This window comes from Pseudomonas sp. 05N36, assembly GCF_056397385.1.
This window is the reverse complement of record NZ_JBFTNH010000011.1, coordinates 112,245-131,802: the sequence shown is the minus strand read 5'-3', so window position 1 is coordinate 131,802 and position 19,558 is coordinate 112,245. Positions and strand designations below refer to the sequence as shown.

At 54.0% G+C, this 19,558-nt stretch carries 16 protein-coding genes; 11 read left to right on the top strand and 5 right to left on the bottom strand.

The window, feature by feature from the left end:
• Nucleotides 1-14 precede the first annotated feature (14 nt).
• Both AC1DIH_RS15775 and AC1DIH_RS15770 read left to right on the top strand, forming a co-directional pair.
• Complete coding sequence (locus AC1DIH_RS15775; RefSeq protein WP_477772381.1) at nt 15-1,565, top strand: GumC family protein; 1,551 nt, start codon at nt 15-17, stop codon at nt 1,563-1,565.
• 74 nt (nt 1,566-1,639) lie between these two features.
• On the top strand, nt 1,640-2,383 hold the full coding sequence (locus AC1DIH_RS15770; protein ID WP_477772420.1) for a CpsD/CapB family tyrosine-protein kinase: 744 nt from the start codon (nt 1,640-1,642) through the stop codon (nt 2,381-2,383).
• 44 nt (nt 2,384-2,427) lie between these two features.
• Here AC1DIH_RS15770 and galE read toward each other — a convergent pair whose 3' ends face one another.
• The 3 genes from galE to AC1DIH_RS15755 all read right to left on the bottom strand — a co-directional run bounded on the left by galE (nt 2,428) and on the right by AC1DIH_RS15755 (nt 7,793).
• Nucleotides 2,428-3,405, bottom strand: coding sequence for a UDP-glucose 4-epimerase GalE (gene galE / locus AC1DIH_RS15765; protein ID WP_477772380.1), 978 nt, complete (start codon nt 3,403-3,405; stop codon nt 2,428-2,430).
• 87 nt (nt 3,406-3,492) lie between these two features.
• Nucleotides 3,493-6,171, bottom strand: coding sequence for a glycoside hydrolase 5 family protein (locus AC1DIH_RS15760; RefSeq protein WP_477772379.1), 2,679 nt, complete (start codon nt 6,169-6,171; stop codon nt 3,493-3,495).
• Between the two features lie 5 nt (nt 6,172-6,176).
• Nucleotides 6,177-7,793 (bottom strand): O-antigen ligase family protein, encoded by a 1,617-nt coding sequence (locus AC1DIH_RS15755; RefSeq protein ID WP_477772378.1) that lies wholly within the window; start codon nt 7,791-7,793, stop codon nt 6,177-6,179.
• Between the two features lie 96 nt (nt 7,794-7,889).
• Here AC1DIH_RS15755 and AC1DIH_RS15750 point away from each other — a divergent pair, with 96 nt between their 5' ends.
• The 9 genes from AC1DIH_RS15750 to AC1DIH_RS15710 all read left to right on the top strand — a co-directional run bounded on the left by AC1DIH_RS15750 (nt 7,890) and on the right by AC1DIH_RS15710 (nt 17,440).
• Nucleotides 7,890-9,266: an oligosaccharide flippase family protein gene (locus AC1DIH_RS15750; protein WP_477772377.1), complete on the top strand. Its 1,377-nt coding sequence runs from the start codon at nt 7,890-7,892 to the stop codon at nt 9,264-9,266.
• Between the two features lie 128 nt (nt 9,267-9,394).
• Nucleotides 9,395-10,501 (top strand): glycosyltransferase family 4 protein, encoded by a 1,107-nt coding sequence (locus AC1DIH_RS15745; RefSeq protein ID WP_477772376.1) that lies wholly within the window; start codon nt 9,395-9,397, stop codon nt 10,499-10,501.
• A gap of 82 nt (nt 10,502-10,583) precedes the next feature.
• Entirely contained in the window at nt 10,584-11,540 is a 957-nt protein-coding gene (locus AC1DIH_RS15740; RefSeq protein WP_477772375.1) for a glycosyltransferase family 2 protein, read from the top strand.
• A gap of 8 nt (nt 11,541-11,548) precedes the next feature.
• Nucleotides 11,549-12,073 carry a serine O-acetyltransferase gene (locus AC1DIH_RS15735; RefSeq protein ID WP_477772374.1) on the top strand — a complete coding sequence of 175 codons (525 nt, stop codon included), beginning with the start codon at nt 11,549-11,551 and terminating at the stop codon, nt 12,071-12,073.
• A gap of 49 nt (nt 12,074-12,122) precedes the next feature.
• Nucleotides 12,123-13,100 carry a glycosyltransferase family 2 protein gene (locus AC1DIH_RS15730; protein WP_477772373.1) on the top strand — a complete coding sequence of 326 codons (978 nt, stop codon included), beginning with the start codon at nt 12,123-12,125 and terminating at the stop codon, nt 13,098-13,100.
• Nucleotides 13,101-13,107: 7 nt separating this feature from the next.
• Entirely contained in the window at nt 13,108-14,055 is a 948-nt protein-coding gene (locus AC1DIH_RS15725) for a DUF535 family protein (protein ID WP_477772372.1), read from the top strand.
• A 246-nt stretch (nt 14,056-14,301) separates the two neighbouring features.
• A complete protein-coding gene (locus AC1DIH_RS15720; protein ID WP_477772371.1) occupies nt 14,302-15,504 on the top strand; it encodes a glycosyltransferase family 4 protein in 1,203 nt (400 codons plus the stop codon).
• Nucleotides 15,501-16,688, top strand: coding sequence for a glycosyltransferase family 2 protein (locus AC1DIH_RS15715; protein ID WP_477772370.1), 1,188 nt, complete (start codon nt 15,501-15,503; stop codon nt 16,686-16,688). The genes AC1DIH_RS15720 and AC1DIH_RS15715 overlap by 4 nt, the downstream gene beginning before the upstream one ends.
• Nucleotides 16,688-17,440, top strand: coding sequence for a WecB/TagA/CpsF family glycosyltransferase (locus AC1DIH_RS15710; protein WP_477772369.1), 753 nt, complete (start codon nt 16,688-16,690; stop codon nt 17,438-17,440). Before AC1DIH_RS15715 ends, AC1DIH_RS15710 begins: the two co-directional genes overlap by 1 nt.
• 132 nt (nt 17,441-17,572) lie before the next feature.
• On the opposite strand, the gene AC1DIH_RS15705 is transcribed toward AC1DIH_RS15710, so the two are convergent.
• Entirely contained in the window at nt 17,573-18,127 is a 555-nt protein-coding gene (locus AC1DIH_RS15705) for a hypothetical protein (protein ID WP_477772368.1), read from the bottom strand.
• Between the two features lie 291 nt (nt 18,128-18,418).
• Complete coding sequence (locus AC1DIH_RS15700) at nt 18,419-19,525, bottom strand: glycosyltransferase 61 family protein (RefSeq protein WP_477772419.1); 1,107 nt, start codon at nt 19,523-19,525, stop codon at nt 18,419-18,421.
• Between the last annotated feature and the right edge of the window lie 33 nt (nt 19,526-19,558).

Sequence of the window (19,558 nt, the reverse complement as noted above, 5' to 3'; positions counted from 1 at the left end):
GCTGGGTGATGAATATGACCTCTGAATACGAAATGTCGGTCAACGACTACATTGCTGTCATCAAGCACCATGCCTTGCTGTTGATCCTGAGTTTCGCGGTAATACTTGGCCTGAGCGTCGTGGTCGCGATCTTTATCCCGCCCATCTACGAGTCATCTGGCACTATTCTGGTCGAGTCTCAGCAGATTTCGCCAGACCTGGTGGCGGCGAACAGCAATACCTTTGCCGATGAGCGCATCGAAGTCATTCGCCAGCGCGTGATGACCCGTGAGCATCTGGAAGGGATCATCGACAAGTACAATCTTTTTGCTTCGCAAAGCAGGCAGTTGAGCGTTTCCGAGAAAATCGATGAAATGCGCAATGCGATTACAGTCTCCTTGGTCAGCGCTACCGTTAAGGGGCGCGGAGAAGTGACGATTGCTTTCCGTCTTTCCTTTGAGCACCGGCAACCAGAGATTGCCAACAAAGTGGCCAACGAGCTGGTGACGCTGTTTCTGGATGAAAACATCAAGCAGCGCACCGAGCGCGCCAGTGAAACAACAGAGTTTCTGACGCAGGAGGCGGACAAGCTCAGGGTCGAACTGGAAGCCCTGGAAAACCGCTTGGCAGACTTCAAGCAAGCGCACAGCAACGCGCTTCCCGAGCATCAGGAGTTGCGCATGAATATGTTGTCACGCGCCGAAACCGAGCTCAAAGAGGTCGACCGTGACTACAAAACTGCCCGTGAGGAGTTGCGCTTCAATGAGTTGGAGCTTTCCGCAGCAGCGACCAAGCATGTATCGCCCGGCGCGGCGGTTGATAAACAGCAAGATCTGGGAAGCCTGAAGGCGGAGTACACCCGGTTACTGTCGCTGTATACCGAAGCCCACCCCGATGTGCGTGCCGTCAAACGCAAAATTGCTGCACTTGAGGCTACCAAAGGTGCGGGTGGCGCAGCGACTCCAGTCAATCTGGACCTTGCCAAGGCTCAGGCCCGGATCGCTGCCACAGAAACACGTATCAAGTCGCTGGCCGATCAAAAGCAGGAAATACTCAAGAAAATAGCCGACTACGAGGCGCAAATTCTTGAGACGCCGCAAGTCGAGCGCGGCTTGGTCACACTGATGCGTGACTATGAAAACGCTCGTAAAAAATACGAGGAAATTCGCACCAAGGAAATGAGTGCGAAAATATCCGAAAGCCTGGAGCAGGAAAACAAAGCCGAGCGTTTTGTTCTTCTGGAATCGCCATTGATGCCTGAAAAGCCGATACGGCCGAACCGTAAAAAAGTGGTCGCCATGGGCTTTGTTCTCGCTCCGGTGGGCGCAGGCGCATTGGTGATGCTCCTTGAGATGCTGAACCAGCGCGTGCGCGGAGCTGAAGCCTTGGCCAGTGTGCTGGGTAGACGCATATTGGTTGCGATTCCCTACATATACACCAGAGCGGAACTGGCACGCCGTAAGCAGTGGCGAACGCGATTGATCGTCAGTGGAGTCGTGATCATCGTGCTCTTTCTGGTGCTCTTGCATTTCTTCTACATGCCTCTGGACCTTTTGATGTTTAAAACTCTGGGCCGGTTTGCATAAGGAATATAGCCATGGAAATCATCAAGCCCGATACCGAGAATTCCGAGCAACAGCCTTCGTCAAGTCTCGTGACAATGCCAAAAGCCATGACAGTGACCGGGCAGTCTGCAAGTCTGAATGCGCTGAGTTATGTGCAAACCAAAGTTGTACCGCTGCGGCCAGATCATCTCGAGCGCAATCGCATTGTGGCGTACAACAAGAATTCGAATATGGGGGGGGCTTTCGATCTGCTGCGTACGCAAGTTCTGAAAGTCATGGAAGAAAATGGCTGGCGCACGCTTGCTATCACCTCGCCAACTCCGGAGGCAGGCAAGACTGTATTGGCTATCAATCTGGCAATGAGCATCGCCCATCACACCACCAAGACGGCGCTACTGGTGGATTTCGACTTGCGTCGTCCGATGGTGGGTGCCTGCCTGGGTCTGCCGATGGAGAAATCGCTCAATGAATTGCTGGACAATGAAGCGGAACTGCAAGAGGTTCTGGTCAACCCGACCTTGCCGCGCTTTGTAGTCCTGCCGACGCGGAAGCCGATCCCTCTCTCCACCGAGGTGCTGTCATCGCCTACAGTGAGCGATTTGATTACTGATCTGCGCGAGCGCTACGACTCGCGTATCGTGATTTTCGACTTGCCGCCGTTGTTGAGTTCGGACGATGTTATTACCGTCTTGCCTAAATTCGACTGCGTATTGCTGGTGGTCGCCAACGGCATGAACAGCAAGAAAGAGATCGAGGAAAGCCTTTATCATCTTGGGACAGCCAATCTGATTGGCACGGTACTGAACAAAGCCGAGCGCCCAAGCCGCTCTTATTACTAGAGCGTCACCCTCAGGTGTTCGGTGTTATGCGCCAGCACCAACTTTCAGTGCCAAGGGTACTTCTGCTCCCAGCTCCAGGCGTGCGCCACTATCTGTTCAAGTGAGGCAAATTGCGGCTGCCAGCCAAGTAATGTGTTGGCCATGCGGGGATCGGCCACAAGGCGTGGCGGATCGCCGGCGCGGCGTGGCGCTTCGCTCACGCAGATATCCTGGCCGGTCACGGCGCGTGCAGTGTCTATGACTTGTTGTACTGAGAAACCTTGACCGTTTCCGAGGTTGAAGGCCGTGCTTGCACCACCTGCCAGTAAATATTTCACGGCAAGTGCATGAGCTGCAACGAGGTCGACAACGTGGATGTAGTCGCGTATGCAAGTGCCGTCAGGTGTGTCGTAGTCACGGCCATAGACGGTGATGGTTGTGCGCCGACCGGAGGCCGCTTGCAGTATCAGTGGCAGCAGGTGGGTTTCCGGTTCACGGCGTTCACCTAACTGTCCTTCAGGGTCTGCTCCGGCGGCATTGAAGTAGCGCAGGCAGACCGATTTGAGCCCGTATGCACGGTCGAAATCTTCAAGCATCTGCTCCACCATCCACTTGCTGCGACCATAAGGGTTGATCGCGGCCTTGGGATGCTCTTCGTCGATAGGTACATACACCGGGTCGCCATAGATGGCTGCGCTCGAAGAAAAAATGAAGTTTTTAACCCCGGCACGAACCACGGCTTGTAGCAGCGTAAGGGTTCCAGCCAGGTTGTTTTGGTAATACTTGGCAGGTTCAGTGACGGATTCGCCCACCTGTGTAAATGAGGCGAAGTGGAACACGGCGTCAAAGTGCTGTCCCGCAAACAAGACGTTCAGGGCTTGCGCATCGGCGATGTCCAGTTCGACCGATCTCCCGCCCATCAATGCGCCGCGATGGCCTGTTGAAAAGTTGTCTGCCACCACCGGTTCGTGACCTGCACGCAGTAGTTGCTTGACCATATGCGAGCCGATATAGCCTGCGCCACCAACAACCAAAAATTTCATCCTGATCTCCTGGAAACTGTTGCTGTGCAAGCACAGATTGGAACGCCAGTTCGATCCGCCTGATCATTACGTTAAAAGACAGGTTAGCTATTGATTCGTCGGCGCGCTGGATGATGCGGCATTGACAGGGCCTGGCTGTGCGTTGCCTGAGGTTGTAGCTGGCGTGACGGCTTTTTTCAAAAACAACCAGTTCGACGCCTGCAAGCCGTCAAACTTGATCGTATAGCGCCCATCAAGGTAGGTGGCGGGTAGCTTCTTCATTTGTCCAGGGATGCCGTGGGTGAACAGTGTCAAGCCTTGCGGCGCCTGGATTGTCAGGGTGCCTTCGAGGGGCTCGACATAAAAAGGTGTTTTGCTGTCGTCTTTGGGGATGGCGCGGGTACCCAGCGAAATCAGTAAATCCTGCGATCGGCCGACAGGCGCGTCGTCCAGGCTTTGCACCACCACACTGGCATTAGCGGTCTTCACTTGAACCTGGATGTTGCCAAGGCTGATCGACTCGCCGCCGATCCAGCCGGTTGCTGCTTGGGTGCGTGGCGTATTGATGGTGTAGATGCCTTGTTTCCAGTTGCGCTTTAACTCGCCAGTGTCTGTCGTCGACTCGCTGGCATTGGCGTCCAGCAGCGACTGGTTGGGGTCATGAAACACCTGTGCATTGCTCGGGATAGCACTCTGTTGCAACCAGGGCAATTGCGGCGTCTGTGGCATGGCGATTTCCAGCTTGCCTTTCTCCATGGCTGTGCGCAGTAGAGCCGCGTTGGCGGGTGTGATGCGTTGGTTGAACAGGGTGCTTGGCGTCGGCGCGAAGACATAGGTCGTTGTCGCTTCGCGAACGTCTGCACGGCGATAAAGCAAGGCGGCGGCGGGCAGGGTGGCCAGCATTGCAGGGTCGTTATAGGCGTGCCAGTTGTCGGCAGTTATCCATTCGCCGGTTAGCGGCTCCTGGCTGTAGGCATATTGCATCAGCGCATCCCAGCCTTGGTGGCTGGCGGTGCCGGCCATATAGAGTGGCAGCGAGTGGCGGTCAGGTGCCGGGAAAGGTTCAGTGTTCCACTCGGTGACGGTCAGGGGTTTGCCTATGACTTGGCCGGCGGCAATCCAGTTCAGTAAACCGTCACTGGTGAGCGGGTTCTTCTCTAGCTGCCCGGGGCCACCGTAGCTATGGACGTCGATCAGGTCGCCGGCGGTAAGGGCCGGTAGGGAGCTTAGGCTGTCGCCGCCCCAGCTACTGGTCGTGGCGATGGGTACCTTCACTCCTGATTCACGTAGGTGCTGAATCATGTCTACGTCGAAACGTCGCTCCAAATCGTTAAGAAACAGCTTGCCGGGGCCTGGCTCCCAGGAGCGCCAGGTCTGGCTTGCAGATAGATTGTGCTGGTTCGCAAAGGCCTTGGCCTCGGCCATGTAGATCTGGTTGTGCTTTGGCACTCGTTTGTCTGGTAACAGGGCGTTGCCAAAGTGCTGGGTGACATCGTTTTCGTTGGTAATCAGTACGGCGGCGATCGCCGGATCGTCTTTGTAGGCGAGTCCGGTGTAGGTGTTTACATGGGTCAAATAGGCCTGGGCAAAGCGCTTCATTGCCTGCTGAATGGTGATGTTTACATAGGCATAGCCCTTCAGATCGGCGTTGTTCTGGCCATTCTTTGGCATTTCATCGAAGCCATAGATGTTGTCGTTTGCAGTCAAGGCTCGCTCGACGTGCATATCGAGCCATACATAAATGCCCTCGTCTTTGAGGCACTTGATCCACCAGTCGATTTTTTTCAGTGAGTCCGGGCTTAGTTGCTGAGTGTCATGCGTGAGGTTGCTGTCGCGAAAGATGTTTGGGCTGACCCATGGGGAGTCATGGTGGTGCAGTCGTACGAGATTGAAGCCGAGTGCCGACAGACGTTTGGCCTGCAGCTTGATTGCATCGTCTGGCGTACGAAACAGCGCATAGGCCGTCAGGTTAGTGCCCCAGAAGCGCGCTGGGGTGTTGTCTGCGAATAACAGTTGCTCGCCGGATACTTTGACGAAGCCACGCTTGCCTGCAGGTTTTTCGTGAGCGTTGAGAAAGGACAGATCGACCGGCGAGGTTTTCCAGTCGAGCGTGTCACTCGGCCAGCTCCTTGTGTCCGCCAGCCCGAAGCGCTCGTTTGTGGTCGGACCGAGTGCCACATCGCCAGATAGGCTCAAGGTGGCTTTGAAATTTTGGCGGCCGGGTCTGATCGTGTTCTTGTAAAAAAAAGCACGCACCTGAGATTTATCACCCGGTTCAAAGTACACACTTGCCAGTGCAGGCTCAAAACGCATCTCGATGCGTCGGCTTTGTGTATTCCCCCAGGACCAGCCGCGGTTGTCGGGTAGCAAAGCCGGCTCACCCATTTCTCCATCGTAAAGGGCAGGATCGAACTTGAAGACGATGCCCCCGCCCATCACGTCCGGCATCATGCTGTGCGCATCCAGGGCAATGTTCCAGGTCAACTTCCGCTCGTCTTCTTTCTGAATCTGCGCAGTCACGTCGAAATCCAGTTTTTTGTTCTTGCCTGCAAGGGAGTAGCTATAAGGGGTGTTCACCTTGAACGCGGTCGGCAGATCCGTCCATTCCCAGTTGCTCCCCCAGAAGGCGAATGAAGACGAAACTACAGGGTTGCCACCGCGCGCCAGCATTGGCAGACCGCTGCGCTCATCCACGCTGGAGACCCAGTCCGACGCCCAGGTGCTAAACGGCCAAACAGCAAGGAAAACCACCAGCAGCCTATGGGCGCGGTGAACAAAAGAGGTCATGAGCGTTACCAGGGTTGAAGGTTGGCGCTCGCAGTGCTTGCAGTCTCAGTGCGCTTGAGCCTGCGCACCATCTCAGCATAGGCCACACCCAGCCCGGCCACCGACCAATACACGACGGGGATCACCGTGATACTGCTAACGGTAAAGATGGTCACCAGTATCCCGGCCAGTACCGCCAACAGTGCACGTCCGAGTCGGCGCGCCTCGTCGTCTTTATTGGGGACCGAACGCATTGCTCTGCGGATGCTGAGCAGCACAGTGGCGAAAAAAACCACGAATAGCGTCAATCCGATCAGGCCGATGTCCAGCGCCAGGGCGATGTAGGTATTCACAATATCAATGATGCCATCGCCCTGAATCATGGACTGCATCTCAGGCGTGTTGCGGTAATCGAAAGAGCCCAGCCAGGGGTTGTGCTGGATGACGATCACTGAGTTATCAATCAAGCGCTGCCGGTATGTGATGTTCTCTACGTCTACCGTACCGATGAACGGTAGTAGATCGAGGAATTTCTGCCCGCCAGGCACGATGGCCAGCAGCAGAAGGGCGAGCACTCCGGCGATTGCCAGAAGCATCAGGCGTTTGACAGCTTTACGGCCGGTGGCGATGAACACGGTGATCATGACGGCAGCACCGATCCAGGGGCCACGCGACAGCGATGCAAACAGACCGCCAGCCAGCAAGAGCGCGCCGAGGCATTGCTGCAATCGGCTGCGTACGCTCTCGCGCAAGAACAGGTAAAAGCCGATGGCCACGCTAATGACGTAACCCAGTGCGATTGCCTGGCCGGTGGTGGCGCTGGCGCGTAATGAATCACCACGACTCAAGTAGCTGGACAATTCCCAGTGTATGTCCAGGGCAACAATCAGCGCGTTGTACAGCAGCCAATGGCGGGCAAATTCGAAGAGACCAATAAGCGCCAGCACCATGGCGGCGAGTACAAATCCCAACAGGGCATCCTTGAAGTCGCTGAGTTCCTTCAGTGCCCTGCTGGCAACGTAGTAAGGCAAAAAAACGTCTATGAACAGGTAGAGCGTCTGACGCAAGGTGTCGGTCAGCGTGGTCTCACGCAGGTAAAGCAGGCTCGTCAGCAAGAGGTAGGCCGCTAGCAGTTTGTCAGGCCAGTTGCGTCCGAACCTCAGTGTGCTTGCTGGCCTGCGTAGCATGAAAAAAGCCGGCAGCAACAGACACAATGCGAGCAGTTTGTCAGGCCAGGTGCGTCCGAGGCTCAGTGTGCTTGCTTGCCCGCGTAGCATGAAAAAAGCCGGCAACAACAGACACAATGCGAGCAGACGAATATGGTTAAGTGCAAAAAAATAGTTGATCAGGCCGAAGCCGGGAATCTGTGCCGGGGCCGGCGGGATGAGAAACAGCAGAAGGAAAAACAGTGCCAGAGGATTGCGTTCGCGTTGTCGTGCGACGGTCAAAATGATAGCGGCAATACCCGCGTACACCCAGAAACTGTGCGAGACAAAGGCCAGTAGCGTCAATGCGAACCACAGATTGCGGCGACGAGTGAAGTCTTGGTGTGGGATCAGGTCTACTGCTGGTCGACGCGCCAGCGCAAAAACGATGCCAGCTAAAACTAGAATGACGATCAACGCGCGAAAGTGCTCAGGCATGGATTCTTGAACTCATGGGTTGGTGAGCAACGGCTAGTGAGATGACCAATTGTAGCTATAGTAACGTGCGTACCATTTGAGTTCGGGGTTGATGTCATGCCTCCAATTGATTTATCGCAATCGTTGAGCCTTCGCAGGCGAGCGATATCTGCTGGGGTATGGAATCTGGGTGCGCTTGTTGCCTCTCAAGCCATTCGCTTGGGCGGCAACCTGGTAATGGCCCGTCTGCTGATGCCGGAAATTTTCGGCGTAATGATCATCGCCACCACCGTTTCGGTGGTTCTGCACTTGCTTTCCGATGTCGGTTTGCGCCAGAACATTATCCAGAGCCCGCGTGGCGACGATCCAGTGTTTCTCAATACCGCCTGGACAGTGCAGATCCTGCGTGGCGTTGTCCTTTTCGCTTCGACACTTCTAATCGCGGGCTTCACCTGGTTTGCGCAAGTCATCAATCTGTGGTCGGCCAATTCCACCTATGCCGCACCGGAGTTGCCGCTGGTGTTGGCCTTTACCGGTTTTACCGCGATCATCTTTGGGTTCCAGTCGACGAAACTCGACGTGGCCGTTCGCGATTTCCAGCAAAAGAAAGTGGTGCTCCTCGACTTTGCGTCCCAGCTTGCGGGCCTGCTGGTGATGCTGGGCATCGGTTACTTCACCAGGTCTGTCTGGTCGCTGGTGATTGCAGGTCTGGTCTCGGCCATGGTCGGTACTGTTATTGGTCATCTATGGTTTCAGGGCCCGCCTAACCGCCTACAGTGGGACCGCTCTGCGCTTAATGAGTTAGTCGTCTTCGGCCGTTGGATACTGTTGTCTTCGGCAGTGGGAGTATTGGCCATGTTTGGTGATCGCCTCTGGTTCGGCGGCAGCATGTCGGCCGCTGAACTGGGCGTTTACTCCATTGCGGTACTGATTTTGGGCACTCTTCAAACTGCAGTGCTCAGGTTGGCCGGCGCCGTGGCCCTGCCGGCCTTCAGTGAAGCCTCAAGAAGTAATGACACCGCGCGGCTGCGCGTTTTGTATTACCGCTTCAGATTGATTTTCGATCTTGCTTTGCTGTTTGTCTGTGGACTGTTCTTGACCGTCAGCCCGCTCATCGTTGGTGGGTTATACGATGAGCGTTATGCCGCTGCCGGCACCATGATGGCCATTCTTTCACTTTCTTTTTTCACATTGCGCTACACGGTGGCGCATCAAGTTTGGCTTGCTTTGGGACTCACAAAGTACCAAGCCATGGATAACATTATTCGCATTGTCTCGTTATGGGTGCTACTGCCGCTGCTGCTGGCGATTGGCGGGGTAAAGTATGCGATTTGGGGCGTTGCCCTGCATACGTTCCCTACACTTGTCCTGATTGTTTATGTCAATCGTCAGGTGGGGCTGTTCGATCTCAAGCGCGAACTGGTGGTGCTGCCAATGCTGGCGGTGGGGGCTTTGTGTGGCGAGTTAGTGTTGGGCGTTGCTAAATGGCTTTGATTCGATCTATGTCTCTGGCTGTTTCCAATGCTGTGACAGACCGTCACGACGTGTTGATTGATGGAAAATTGCTTGGCTGGAAGTGCACTGAATTTGAATAGGCTTTCAGCGGTTTTGGAGGTGATCTAATGAAAGTGACTTTTGTGTTGCCGGTGGTGAACATGTCGGGTGGAATTCGCGTCGTTGCAATTTACGCTAAGGCATTGTTTGAAAGGGGGCATGATGTAACGCTCGTTTCCCCGCCTGCACCTCCTGTTCCGCTGGATAAGAAGATGAAAAGTTTCATCATGGGTGAGGGGTGGCCGATAAGCGAAAGAAGTCCATCTCATCTGGACGGTCTTGGTCTCGATCACCGGGTGATAGAAAAATACAGGCCTATTGTGGATTCGGATGTTCCAGATGCGGATGTTGTAATTGCAACGTGGTGGGAAACGGCTGAGTGGGTGAACTCTCTAGGTCAGGCCAAGGGTGTAAAAGTGTATTTTGTGCAGGCGCATGAGGTGTTTCCTTATTGCCCGGTGGATAGGGTTGTGGCGACATATAAGATGCCTTTGCATAAGATAACCATTTCGAAGTGGTTGGCTGATGTCATGAGCATGAAGTATGGCGACTCTGATGTTAGCCTGGTTGGGAATAGTGTCGACCATCAGCAATTTTTTTCCGCGCCGAGGGGAAAACAACGTTGCCCAACAATCGGGTTTTTGTATCATGAAGCGCCGTTTAAGGGGGTTGATGTTGCGCTTCAGGTAGTTTCTTTGCTCGAGAAAAAATTTTCAAAACTCCGAGTTATAGCCTTTGGAAGTGCTCCTCCTAGTGGTCTTTTTAAGCTTCCAGAGAGTCTTGAGTTTTATCGTTCTCCCGATCAACATCGTATTCGTGATTTATATGCACAATGTGATGTCTGGCTCGCAGCAAGCCGGAGTGAAGAAGGCTTTAATCTGACGGCGATGGAAGCGATGGCGTGTAGGACTCCGGTAGTTTCAACGCGTACGGGCTGGCCGTTAGAGGCAATAGCTTGTTTCGAAAACGGCGTACTGGCCGATATTGATGATACTGTTGCCTTGACTCGTGGTGTTGAATGGTTATTGACTTTAGACGAGCAGGGGTGGCGTGCGGTTTCAGAAATGGCATGTCAAACGGTGGCTTCAAGTTCTTGGGAGAACTCTGCAACATTATTTGAAGCTGCGCTTGTTAATGCGTGTATGAGGTATTCACCTGAGTCGCAGTTGTTTTAAGCGGAGCTTGAATGATGTCGATGTATAAAAAGTTTTGTAATCCGACGATGAGAGTTCAGCACTTTTTTGGGGAGGCAGTCTAATGAGTAGTGCCCCTCTTGATGTGTTAGTGGTTAACTACAATACAGCGACGCTGCTGCAGCCCATGTTCAATGCGTTGCGCGAGTCAAACAGTGCGGATCGAACGCGCTATTTAGTGGTGGATAATGCCTCTGCCGATAATTCACTGGAGTGCCTGGCAACTATTTGCCCAGAGGCATTGCTGCTGGCCAATGAAAATAATGTTGGCTTTGGTCGTGCCAACAATCAATTGGTTGAGCCCCTGCAGGGCAAGTACGCGTTGCTCCTCAATACCGATGCCTTCGTTGCTGCTGATACCCTGAGCAAGACCCTCGATTACATGGAGGCTCATCCTGATTGCGGAGTCCTCGGCGTTCGGTTGGTTGGGCGAGAGGGTGATTTGCAGCCCTCCTGTCGCTATTTTCCGACGCCGTTGAATGTCTTCCTCTCGCGTACAGGGCTTCAACGCTTTTTCCCTGTGGTGAAGAGGGTCGACGACATGGGCTGGGATCATGCCTCGGTCCGTGAGTGCGACTGGGTGCCCGGCTGTTATTACTTGATCCGCCGTGAAGTCATCGATCAGGTTGGCTTGTTCGACCCGCGCTACTTTCTTTACTACGAAGAGATCGATCACTGCAAACGCGTTAAACAGGCCGGTTGGAAGGTGGTTTATTACCCGCATACCACGGTGGTGCATATCGGCGGTGAAAGTGCCAAATCGGTGGTCAAACTCAATGTGGTCAGTCGACAGATACCCAGGTTACAAATCGAAAGCGAGCTTTTGTACTTTCGCAAACACCACGGTCTACCGGGTTTGGCCTCACATATGTTGCTGGTGAGCCTGGGGGATCTGATTCTGGCGCTCAAGGCTCTATTGAAAGGCCGCGGCCGGGCTGCCATAGGGGCGTGTTGGCAGCATGCTCGTGATACGTGGGCGTTGCTGCGCGATACCCAATTTGCTAGCCGACCAACACGGTAGGTCAACTTATGTTCGAAAATATACGTGCGGACTTGCGTGCATACGCTGGTGATTGGGCTGCTCAGGGGTTCTGGGTGATGCTGGTTTATCGCTTTGGGCGCTGGCGCTACGGAGTGCGCCCAGCATTCTTGCGAAAGTTGTTCTCCTTTATATACAAAGTGCTCTTCAAATTGGTGCAGATCGTGACGGGTGTCGAGCTGCCGTGTGAGGTGGTGATCGGGCGCAACTTCGTCATCGATCATTTCGGCGGAATCGTGATCAGTGGTTATGCTCGGTTCGGCGATGATTGCCGCATCCGCAATGGCGTGGTCGTGGGGCTCAAGAATGTGGATGAGCCGATTGCTCCGGTGATGGGTAACAACGTTGATATCGGTGCCGGGGCCAAGGTGCTGGGCAATATCCGCATTGGTAACAACGTCGTGATTGGTGCCAATGCCGTGGTGCTGACAGATGTACCGGACGACTCGGTGGCAGTGGGCGTGCCTGCGACTATCAGGAAAAGGCAGCGCGCAGAAGCAAGGGAATGCTTATGAGCCCTCCGGTGGACGATATCGAGCAGTTTTACATTGCTGAGTGAACTCAATGGCTACTGGTATTGGTGTCGTTGTTATCGGTCGCAATGAAGGCCTGCGGCTTGAGCGTTGCCTGGCTTCGCTGGGCGGTGCGGCGCAGAAGGTTATTTATGTCGACTCTGGATCAACGGATGGTTCAGTCCAGATGGCACGACGGCTTGGGGTCGAGGTGGTTGAGTTGGATATGTCGATTCCCTTTACGGCTGCGCGCGCGCGCAATGAAGGATTTGCCTGCGTGCAACGTCTATTGCCGGCGATGCGTTATGTGCAGTTTGTCGATGGTGATTGCGAGGTTGTCGGTGGCTGGCTGCCCCGGGCGCAGGCCTTTCTTGATGCACAGCCTGAGGTAGCGGTGGTCTGTGGACGGCGCCGTGAACGTTTTCCACAGCGTTCGATTTACAACCTATTGTGTGATCTTGAATGGGATACCCCGATAGGTGAGGCCAAGGCGTGCGGTGGCGATGCGCTGATACGGGCTGACGCGTTCGCCGCAGTGTCTGGTTTTCGAGCGGATCTTATTGCCGGGGAAGAGCCTGAGTTGTGTGTGCGCCTGCGTGCGAATGGATGGAAGGTCTGGCGCCTGGCTGACGAAATGACCTTGCACGATGCGGCCATGACCCGTTTCGGCCAATGGTGGCGGCGTACCCTGCGCGGTGGCTATGCCTTTGCCGAGGGCGCATTTTTGCATGGGGCCGCACCGGAGCAACATTGGCAGCGTGAGTCGCGCCGGGCCTGGCTCTGGGGCTTGGGTGTCCCGCTGGCGACTATGATCGCGAGTTTGATGCTGGGATGGTTTGGGCTGCTTGTGCTGCTGGTCTATCCACTGCAGGTGGTGCGCTTGGCTCGCCAGGGCGATAGATCAGCGCGCGAAAACTGGTTGCAGGCCTTCTTTCTGGTGCTGGGCAAATTTCCCGAGATGCTCGGGCAAGTCAAGTTTCTGTTGCACAGATTGGGTGCCGGCAAGACGGCGTTGATCGAATACAAGTGAGACGGCTATGAATGATTGGCTGATACTAAAAAGCGTGTTTTCTTTACATGCAGGGTATTCCTTCAGGGCATTGAAAAATAAGCTTGTATTACTGATTTTAGTTGGAAAAAACTGGTCCGAGCTAAAGTTGTTTTTGTGGCGCATGTCGAATGCCTTGGGCAAGGCCGGTGTTGAGAAGTTGGGCGGTGATTGTGTGGGGGTTGTTCATTGGCCGTACATCAGTAATTGCTGGAGATCTCAGGACAGACTTGGTGTGTTGGCCTCGCATTACGAAGTTGTCACAAAACGCTGTCCGCAGCTATTACTTCTGGGGCGAAATGACAGCTTGATGTTGAGTGACTTGTCGGAGTGCTCTGTGGGTTGTTCCCTGGTTCTAGACCGCCCGGTATGGTTTATGCGCGAAGGGGAGTTGGTGCTGAATTTGTTTCAGGGTGATTTGCGTATTGCATCAATAGCATTCACCTTGTGTCGCACGGAAGTTGAGTTATGTATTTTTATCGGTGCCGTTCAAGGGATCCACAAAGGCGTAGAGAGTGATAGGTCTTTGGAGATTTATAGAACATTGACAAAAGATTTTGAAGGCCTTCGCCCAAGAAGTCTTCTGATCGAAGCCATTAAGCATATTGCAAGCAGTGTTGGTGTTGATAAGATTTATGCGATAGGGGATGGATATCGTCATCATCGTCATCCGTATTTTGGGGTTGAAAAAGCTCAAGACCTGGCAGCTGATTATGATGTCATATGGTTGGAACACGGAGCGATTCCGTCCGAGCGCGAAGACTTTTTTGAAATTCCCATGGTGTTGTCCAAAAAACCGCTTGATTGTATTCCTTCAAAAAAACGTGCCATGTACCGCAGGCGTTATGAGCTTCTAGATGATATTTTTACAAGGATAGATAGTGTGTTAATAGGCGGCTGTGCAACTAGCACAAGCGCTCATCAGGTCGATATTTGACTGTCGGGCCTGGCGGCAAGAAACGGCAGTAGTCACTCTTGGTCAGTTGGCGGGCGGCACTGTTTCAACTATTGGTTTCGACGTGTATATAAGGTGCCGGAGCGAAAATTCCAAGTGGGGTATTGCTCCGGGAAAATGCAGGGAACGGAATAAACGCCGTGGTGCTTGTTGACGTCCTTGATAATTGTACTACTGTAAAAGTACCTGTAGTAATAGTTCACTGCAACGACATCTAAGCTGGTTCCTATGCGTATCGCTTATTTGATTAATCAATACCCCAAGGTCAGCCATAGCTTCATTCGTCGCGAGATTTTGGCGTTAGAGCGCCAGGGCTTTGTGGTGCAGCGCATTGCTCTGCGTGGTTGGGATGCCGAGTTGGTGGATGCCGAGGACGTGTCCGAGCGCAGTAAAACTTCCTATGTGCTGCAGGGCGGAGTCAAAGAGCTGTTAGTGCCTGTGCTGCAGGTACTGCGCGCCCAGCCGCGACGCTTTTTTTCGGCGTTGTGGCTGGCGCTACGTATGGGCCGGCATGCCGATCGGCCCTGGCCGTACCATTTGGTCTATTTGTCCGAGGCATGCCGCCTGCTGTTGTGGTTGCAGGCGTTCGGCGCCGAGCATGTGCATGCGCATTTCGGCACTAACTCAACCGAGGTGGTGATGCTGGCCAATGCTCTCGGCGGGCCAGCGTACAGTTTTACGGTGCACGGCCCGGAAGAGTTCGACAAACCGCAGTTTATTCATTTGGGCGAGAAAGTCCGGCGTGCGGCTTTTGTCGCGGCTATCAGCTCTTATGGGCGCAGCCAGCTGTTTCGCTGGGTAGCTCATGCGCACTGGGCAAGGGTAAAGGTGGTGCATTGTGGTCTGGAGCGAGCGTTTCACGATGTACCTGCAGTCGCCGTGCCGTCCGTACCGCGGTTGGTCTGCGTGGGTCGCTTGTGTGAGCAGAAGGGCCAACTGTTGTTGCTTGAGGCCGCCCGTATCCTGGCAGCGCAAGACGTAGTGTTCGAGATAGTACTGGCCGGCGATGGGGAAATACGTGCGCAAATCGAAGCCCTTATTGCACTGCATGGCTTGCAAGCGCAGGTGCGAATCACTGGCTGGATTAGCAGTGAGCAGGTGCGGGCGGAAATTCTTGCGGCGCGGGCCTTGGTGTTGCCGAGCTTCGCCGAGGGCTTGCCGGTGGTAATCATGGAGGCCATGGCCTTGCGCCGGCCAGTACTGACGACCTATGTGGCGGGCATTCCCGAGTTAGTGCGCCAAGGTGAGAACGGTTGGTTGTTTCCCGCTGGAGCTGTGGATGAGTTGGTGGCGGTGCTGGCGGACTGCCTGGCGCAACCCGTCGAGGTGTTGCAGCGGATGGGCGAGGCGGCTTATCAGAGAGTGCTGGAGCGACACGATATCGATACCGAAGCGGCCAAGTTGGCTAATTTGTTTAGGGCGCAAGCATGATCACCTTACTTGATTGGCTGTTCAGCACACTGCTGGTGCTCATGGTCCTGCCGGTGTTGGTGCTGTTTTTGCAGGTGCTGTTGGCCTGCCTGCCTGTGCGGTTGCGCTCGTCGGCGCAAAGATCGCGGCTGCGGGTGGCGGTGTTGGTACCGGCATACAACGAATCCTCGATGATCGTCGCGACGTTAAATACCATTCGACCGCAGTTGCTAGAGGGCGATCGCTTATTGGTGGTGGCGGACAACTGTTCTGACGACACGGCCGCGTTGGCCCGCACGGCGGGAGCCGAGGTGGTGGAGCGCAGCAATGATCAGCAGTGTGGCAAGGGGTATGCGCTGGACTTTGGGGTGCGTCATTTGGCGAGCGATGCGCCGGACGTCATGATCGTTGTCGATGCCGATTGCCAGGTGGGTGAGGGCTCTATTGAGCGTTTGGCAATGTGTTGCATCGACTCAGGGCGGCCAACGCAGGCACTTTATTTAATGCGTGCTCCAGCAGGTTCCGGGCTAAAAGTGCGGTTTGTCGAGTTTGCCTGGCGTGTGAAGAATCTGGTGCGGCCGCAAGGTTGGGCTTGGCTTGGCTTGCCCTGTCAGTTAATGGGTGCGGGAATGGCTTTCGTCTGGCGGGATCTGGCGTTGATTGATTTAGCCAGTAGCCACATCGTCGAAGATTTGAAGATGGGCTTCGATTTCTGCCGCAGCGGCAAGCCGCCTCTGTTTTGCCCCGATGCCCTGGTGACCAGTTATTTTCCGCGCAGTGATGAAGGCTTAAGTATCCAGCGTACGCGCTGGGAGCATGGTCATCTCGGGGTAATCCTTGGTGATGCGCCAAAGTTGTTTGTAGAGTCGATCAGCCGGCGTAACTGGAACCTCCTGGCGATGACGCTGGATTTATTGGTCCCTCCATTGGCCTTATTGACGTTAGTGTTGGGGGCTGTTTTTAGTCTTTCATGGTTGGTGTTTATGCTGTGTGGAGCTTTGGCTCCAGCATTAATCGCTTCTGCCGGGGTGGCACTATTGAATGTGACTGTCTTGCTGGCATGGAGTCAATTTGGTCGCGAGATCATATCTTTTTCAGCCTTGTTGTATGCGCCGTTCTACGTGGTGAAAAAAATACCCCTGTATCTAGGCTTTTTGCTTAAGCGCCARGTTGAGTGGGTGCGTTCGAAGCGAGATGACAATTAATGTGCGCTTTTGCCTGGCAGCACAACTGGCAAACGATTATCCAGAAACTCAGGGTGGTCAGTGATCTCGATGATGAGCAAGGATTGATTGATGCTTTATCCAAGCCTGAGGCGGCGACAGTACTTGGATTCGTCAATGCCTTTGCCATGAACCTGGTGGCGGGCAACACCGATTACTATAACGCGCTGTCCGCTGCTGACGTGTTACTACGGGATGGCTCCGGCATGGCTATCCTGTTTCGCCGACTCGGCTTGGTGCCGGGGCTAAATATGAATGGCACGGATTTTATCCCCAAATTACTGGCCGCGTTCAAGGGCCGGCGGGTGGCTTTTTGGGGCACTGCAGAGCCCTTTCTAGCGAATGCGGTACAGCGTAGCGAAGCGGTATTTGCGGTCAATGTAGTTTCTGCTCACCATGGTTTTGCTGAGGTGGATGCCTACATCGACCTTGCCCGGCAACTGCAGCCAGAATTGGTTGTGCTGGGCATGGGCATGCCCAAGCAAGAAGCCGTTGCTGCCAGGCTGGCTGCCAGCGGCGTGCCATGCCTGATAGTGTGCGGCGGGGCGATCCTGGATTTTCTCGGTGGCAAGGTTGTTCGGGCTCCGCGATGGGTGCGTCGTCTCGGTTGTGAGTGGGTGTTCAGGCTGATGTGTGAGCCAAGGCGGTTATTCAGGCGCTATGTGGTTGGTAACCCAGTGTTCTTGTTGCGCACGCTGATCTGCAGAGAGGCGTCTACATTAAGGAAACCCTGAAATACATTGCCCGAAGGGTGAGGGCGGTTCGTCCGGCCTCTGCGTTGATGGCGATGTTGCGCGTGCATCTGTTGCAGAACTGATTCGGTTACAGCGATCCGACCATGGAGAGGCATTGTACGAAAGCACTACCTACACCTTCCGTCGATTGGCAAACACGATAAATCCTAACAACGCGGAAGAAAATAACCATGCTGCCGCAGGAAGCGGTACCGCACTCCGTTGATTGATATAAGAATTGGCTGTCCCAGCCAGACCTATACCCTGGACATGCCGACCAACCCTGAACTGACCATTGGCAAGCGCCGCAATTAAACTGTTGAACGAAGAAGCATTGGCGCACGGCCCAAGGAAACTGAACCACTCGCCGAGAGTGTTGACCCCATTGTTAAGCACGCCCTGAGTAGCAATGCTCTGCGTGTCAGAATCACCGGAGAGGTCGGTGTGAAAGCCAATGGCGTTGCCACCTGGAAGAGACAAAGGTACGTCAATGCTGTTTCTGAAAATAAACCGCGCGCCACCCGCGTGCTCTTCGATCAGCATGCCTGATTGAGGCCCTAAGTCCTCGCCAGAGTTGCTCATGCAACTAGATTTATAGACCAAACTGGCCGCCTGAGCACTAGAAACAGTCGCAGCATTCAGGAGCATTAATAACAAAACGGAATTAATAAAAAGTGTCGGGTGCATAACATCGCCTCCCTGAGCAGAGGAGTATTCTTTTGTCGGACGAAGGAATCTTTATCTACTAAAATTGAGCATAGTAGGCACATGGCTGCTACGTCAATCGTACGTCGCCACGATAAATATAAATAGAAAGTCAGTGTAATTTCGTCAAGATAACGTCACAACAAACACGTCAGTCGTCAATCAAGCGGACTCTATTTGACCCAAGGCGCGTTGCTGATACCCAAATTGGCGTTTGATCACTCGGAATGGGGGCTCGACCTTGAGACGGGGAGCGTGGTTCAGATCAAGTCTTCATGAAGGGAATAGGTCCAGAGTGCGCTCAACCTCATCGGGGTCGATGGTAAAGCCATCGCCCTCTGGCGTTCCCACCACAAAGCCAAAATTCTGGTGATCGCGATCCGTTAGGTACTTGTAATAACAGATGAAACGATTCGGGGGCTGCAGCGCCAGCAGTGAGCCACCAGGCTGAAGTACATTGACACCATGTACGAGATGACTCCCCTCGACCCCCACCACGGTTTTTGCTCCAGCGCAGGTCGCTACGATGGTTGGAACATCAGTTTTCGAAGGGTCGATAATGCGAAAACCTCTGCGGTTATGCAGACGTTCAGCGAGTTCCATTTCATTGTGTAACAGTCGCAATTCACCGTTGCCGCCTCGCAGAATGAATACTCCGGGGTGAGAGCTGTACCTTACGTGTGACAGTAGTTTTTCACCCATTGCGCGAAAGCGTAAATGCCTGTTTCGATTTTGACTTAGATCATCGAATATCACGAGCTCATGAAAAAACGCATTGCGCAAACGAACCGGTGTTATGCCAAGCCAGTCCTCATATTCGGGAGCCTGGGGAAATAGAGGAGACCCGGTGGATGGCGCAGTCGTCACCGGAACTCCTTCGTCGCATGCTAATGGGTAAGTGACACAGTCTTCCATCAGCCAGGAGCCAAACCATTGGTTTCCACCTGCTGTACAGTAAATCGCCCCGCGCTCCATCTCGGTTTCCACAGAGATTTTTGGAAGCCAACCAGACCTAGGAGATAAGCAGGATTTTGCGTTGCCCTTGTAGAGTGTTCCATCTATCAGCCAGACATCTTTAAGCAGGTGGCCCCGTGTTGGACCATGATCAACGCTGCCGATTCCTTCCATTGTACGACGGGGGTGTTCGTAAGGAAAAAAGCGTTCTTCCTCCCATCCTGTCACACGTTCGAGTTGATTGGGCAGGAAAAAAGCCGGTGGAGAAATTGATGTTTCGCCAGGCGCGATAGTCCAGGTTTTCACCGCTGCACTTTGCGGGGGCTCCGCCGGCTTTCGCATAATCCGCGCTCTTACAATATGCCGATATGCAGCAAGGTTCCATGTTGTCCGGTGGCTGCTCGTTAACACGCGTAATTCCGACATATCATATTCACTCTCATCCGCCTCTACAAAAAA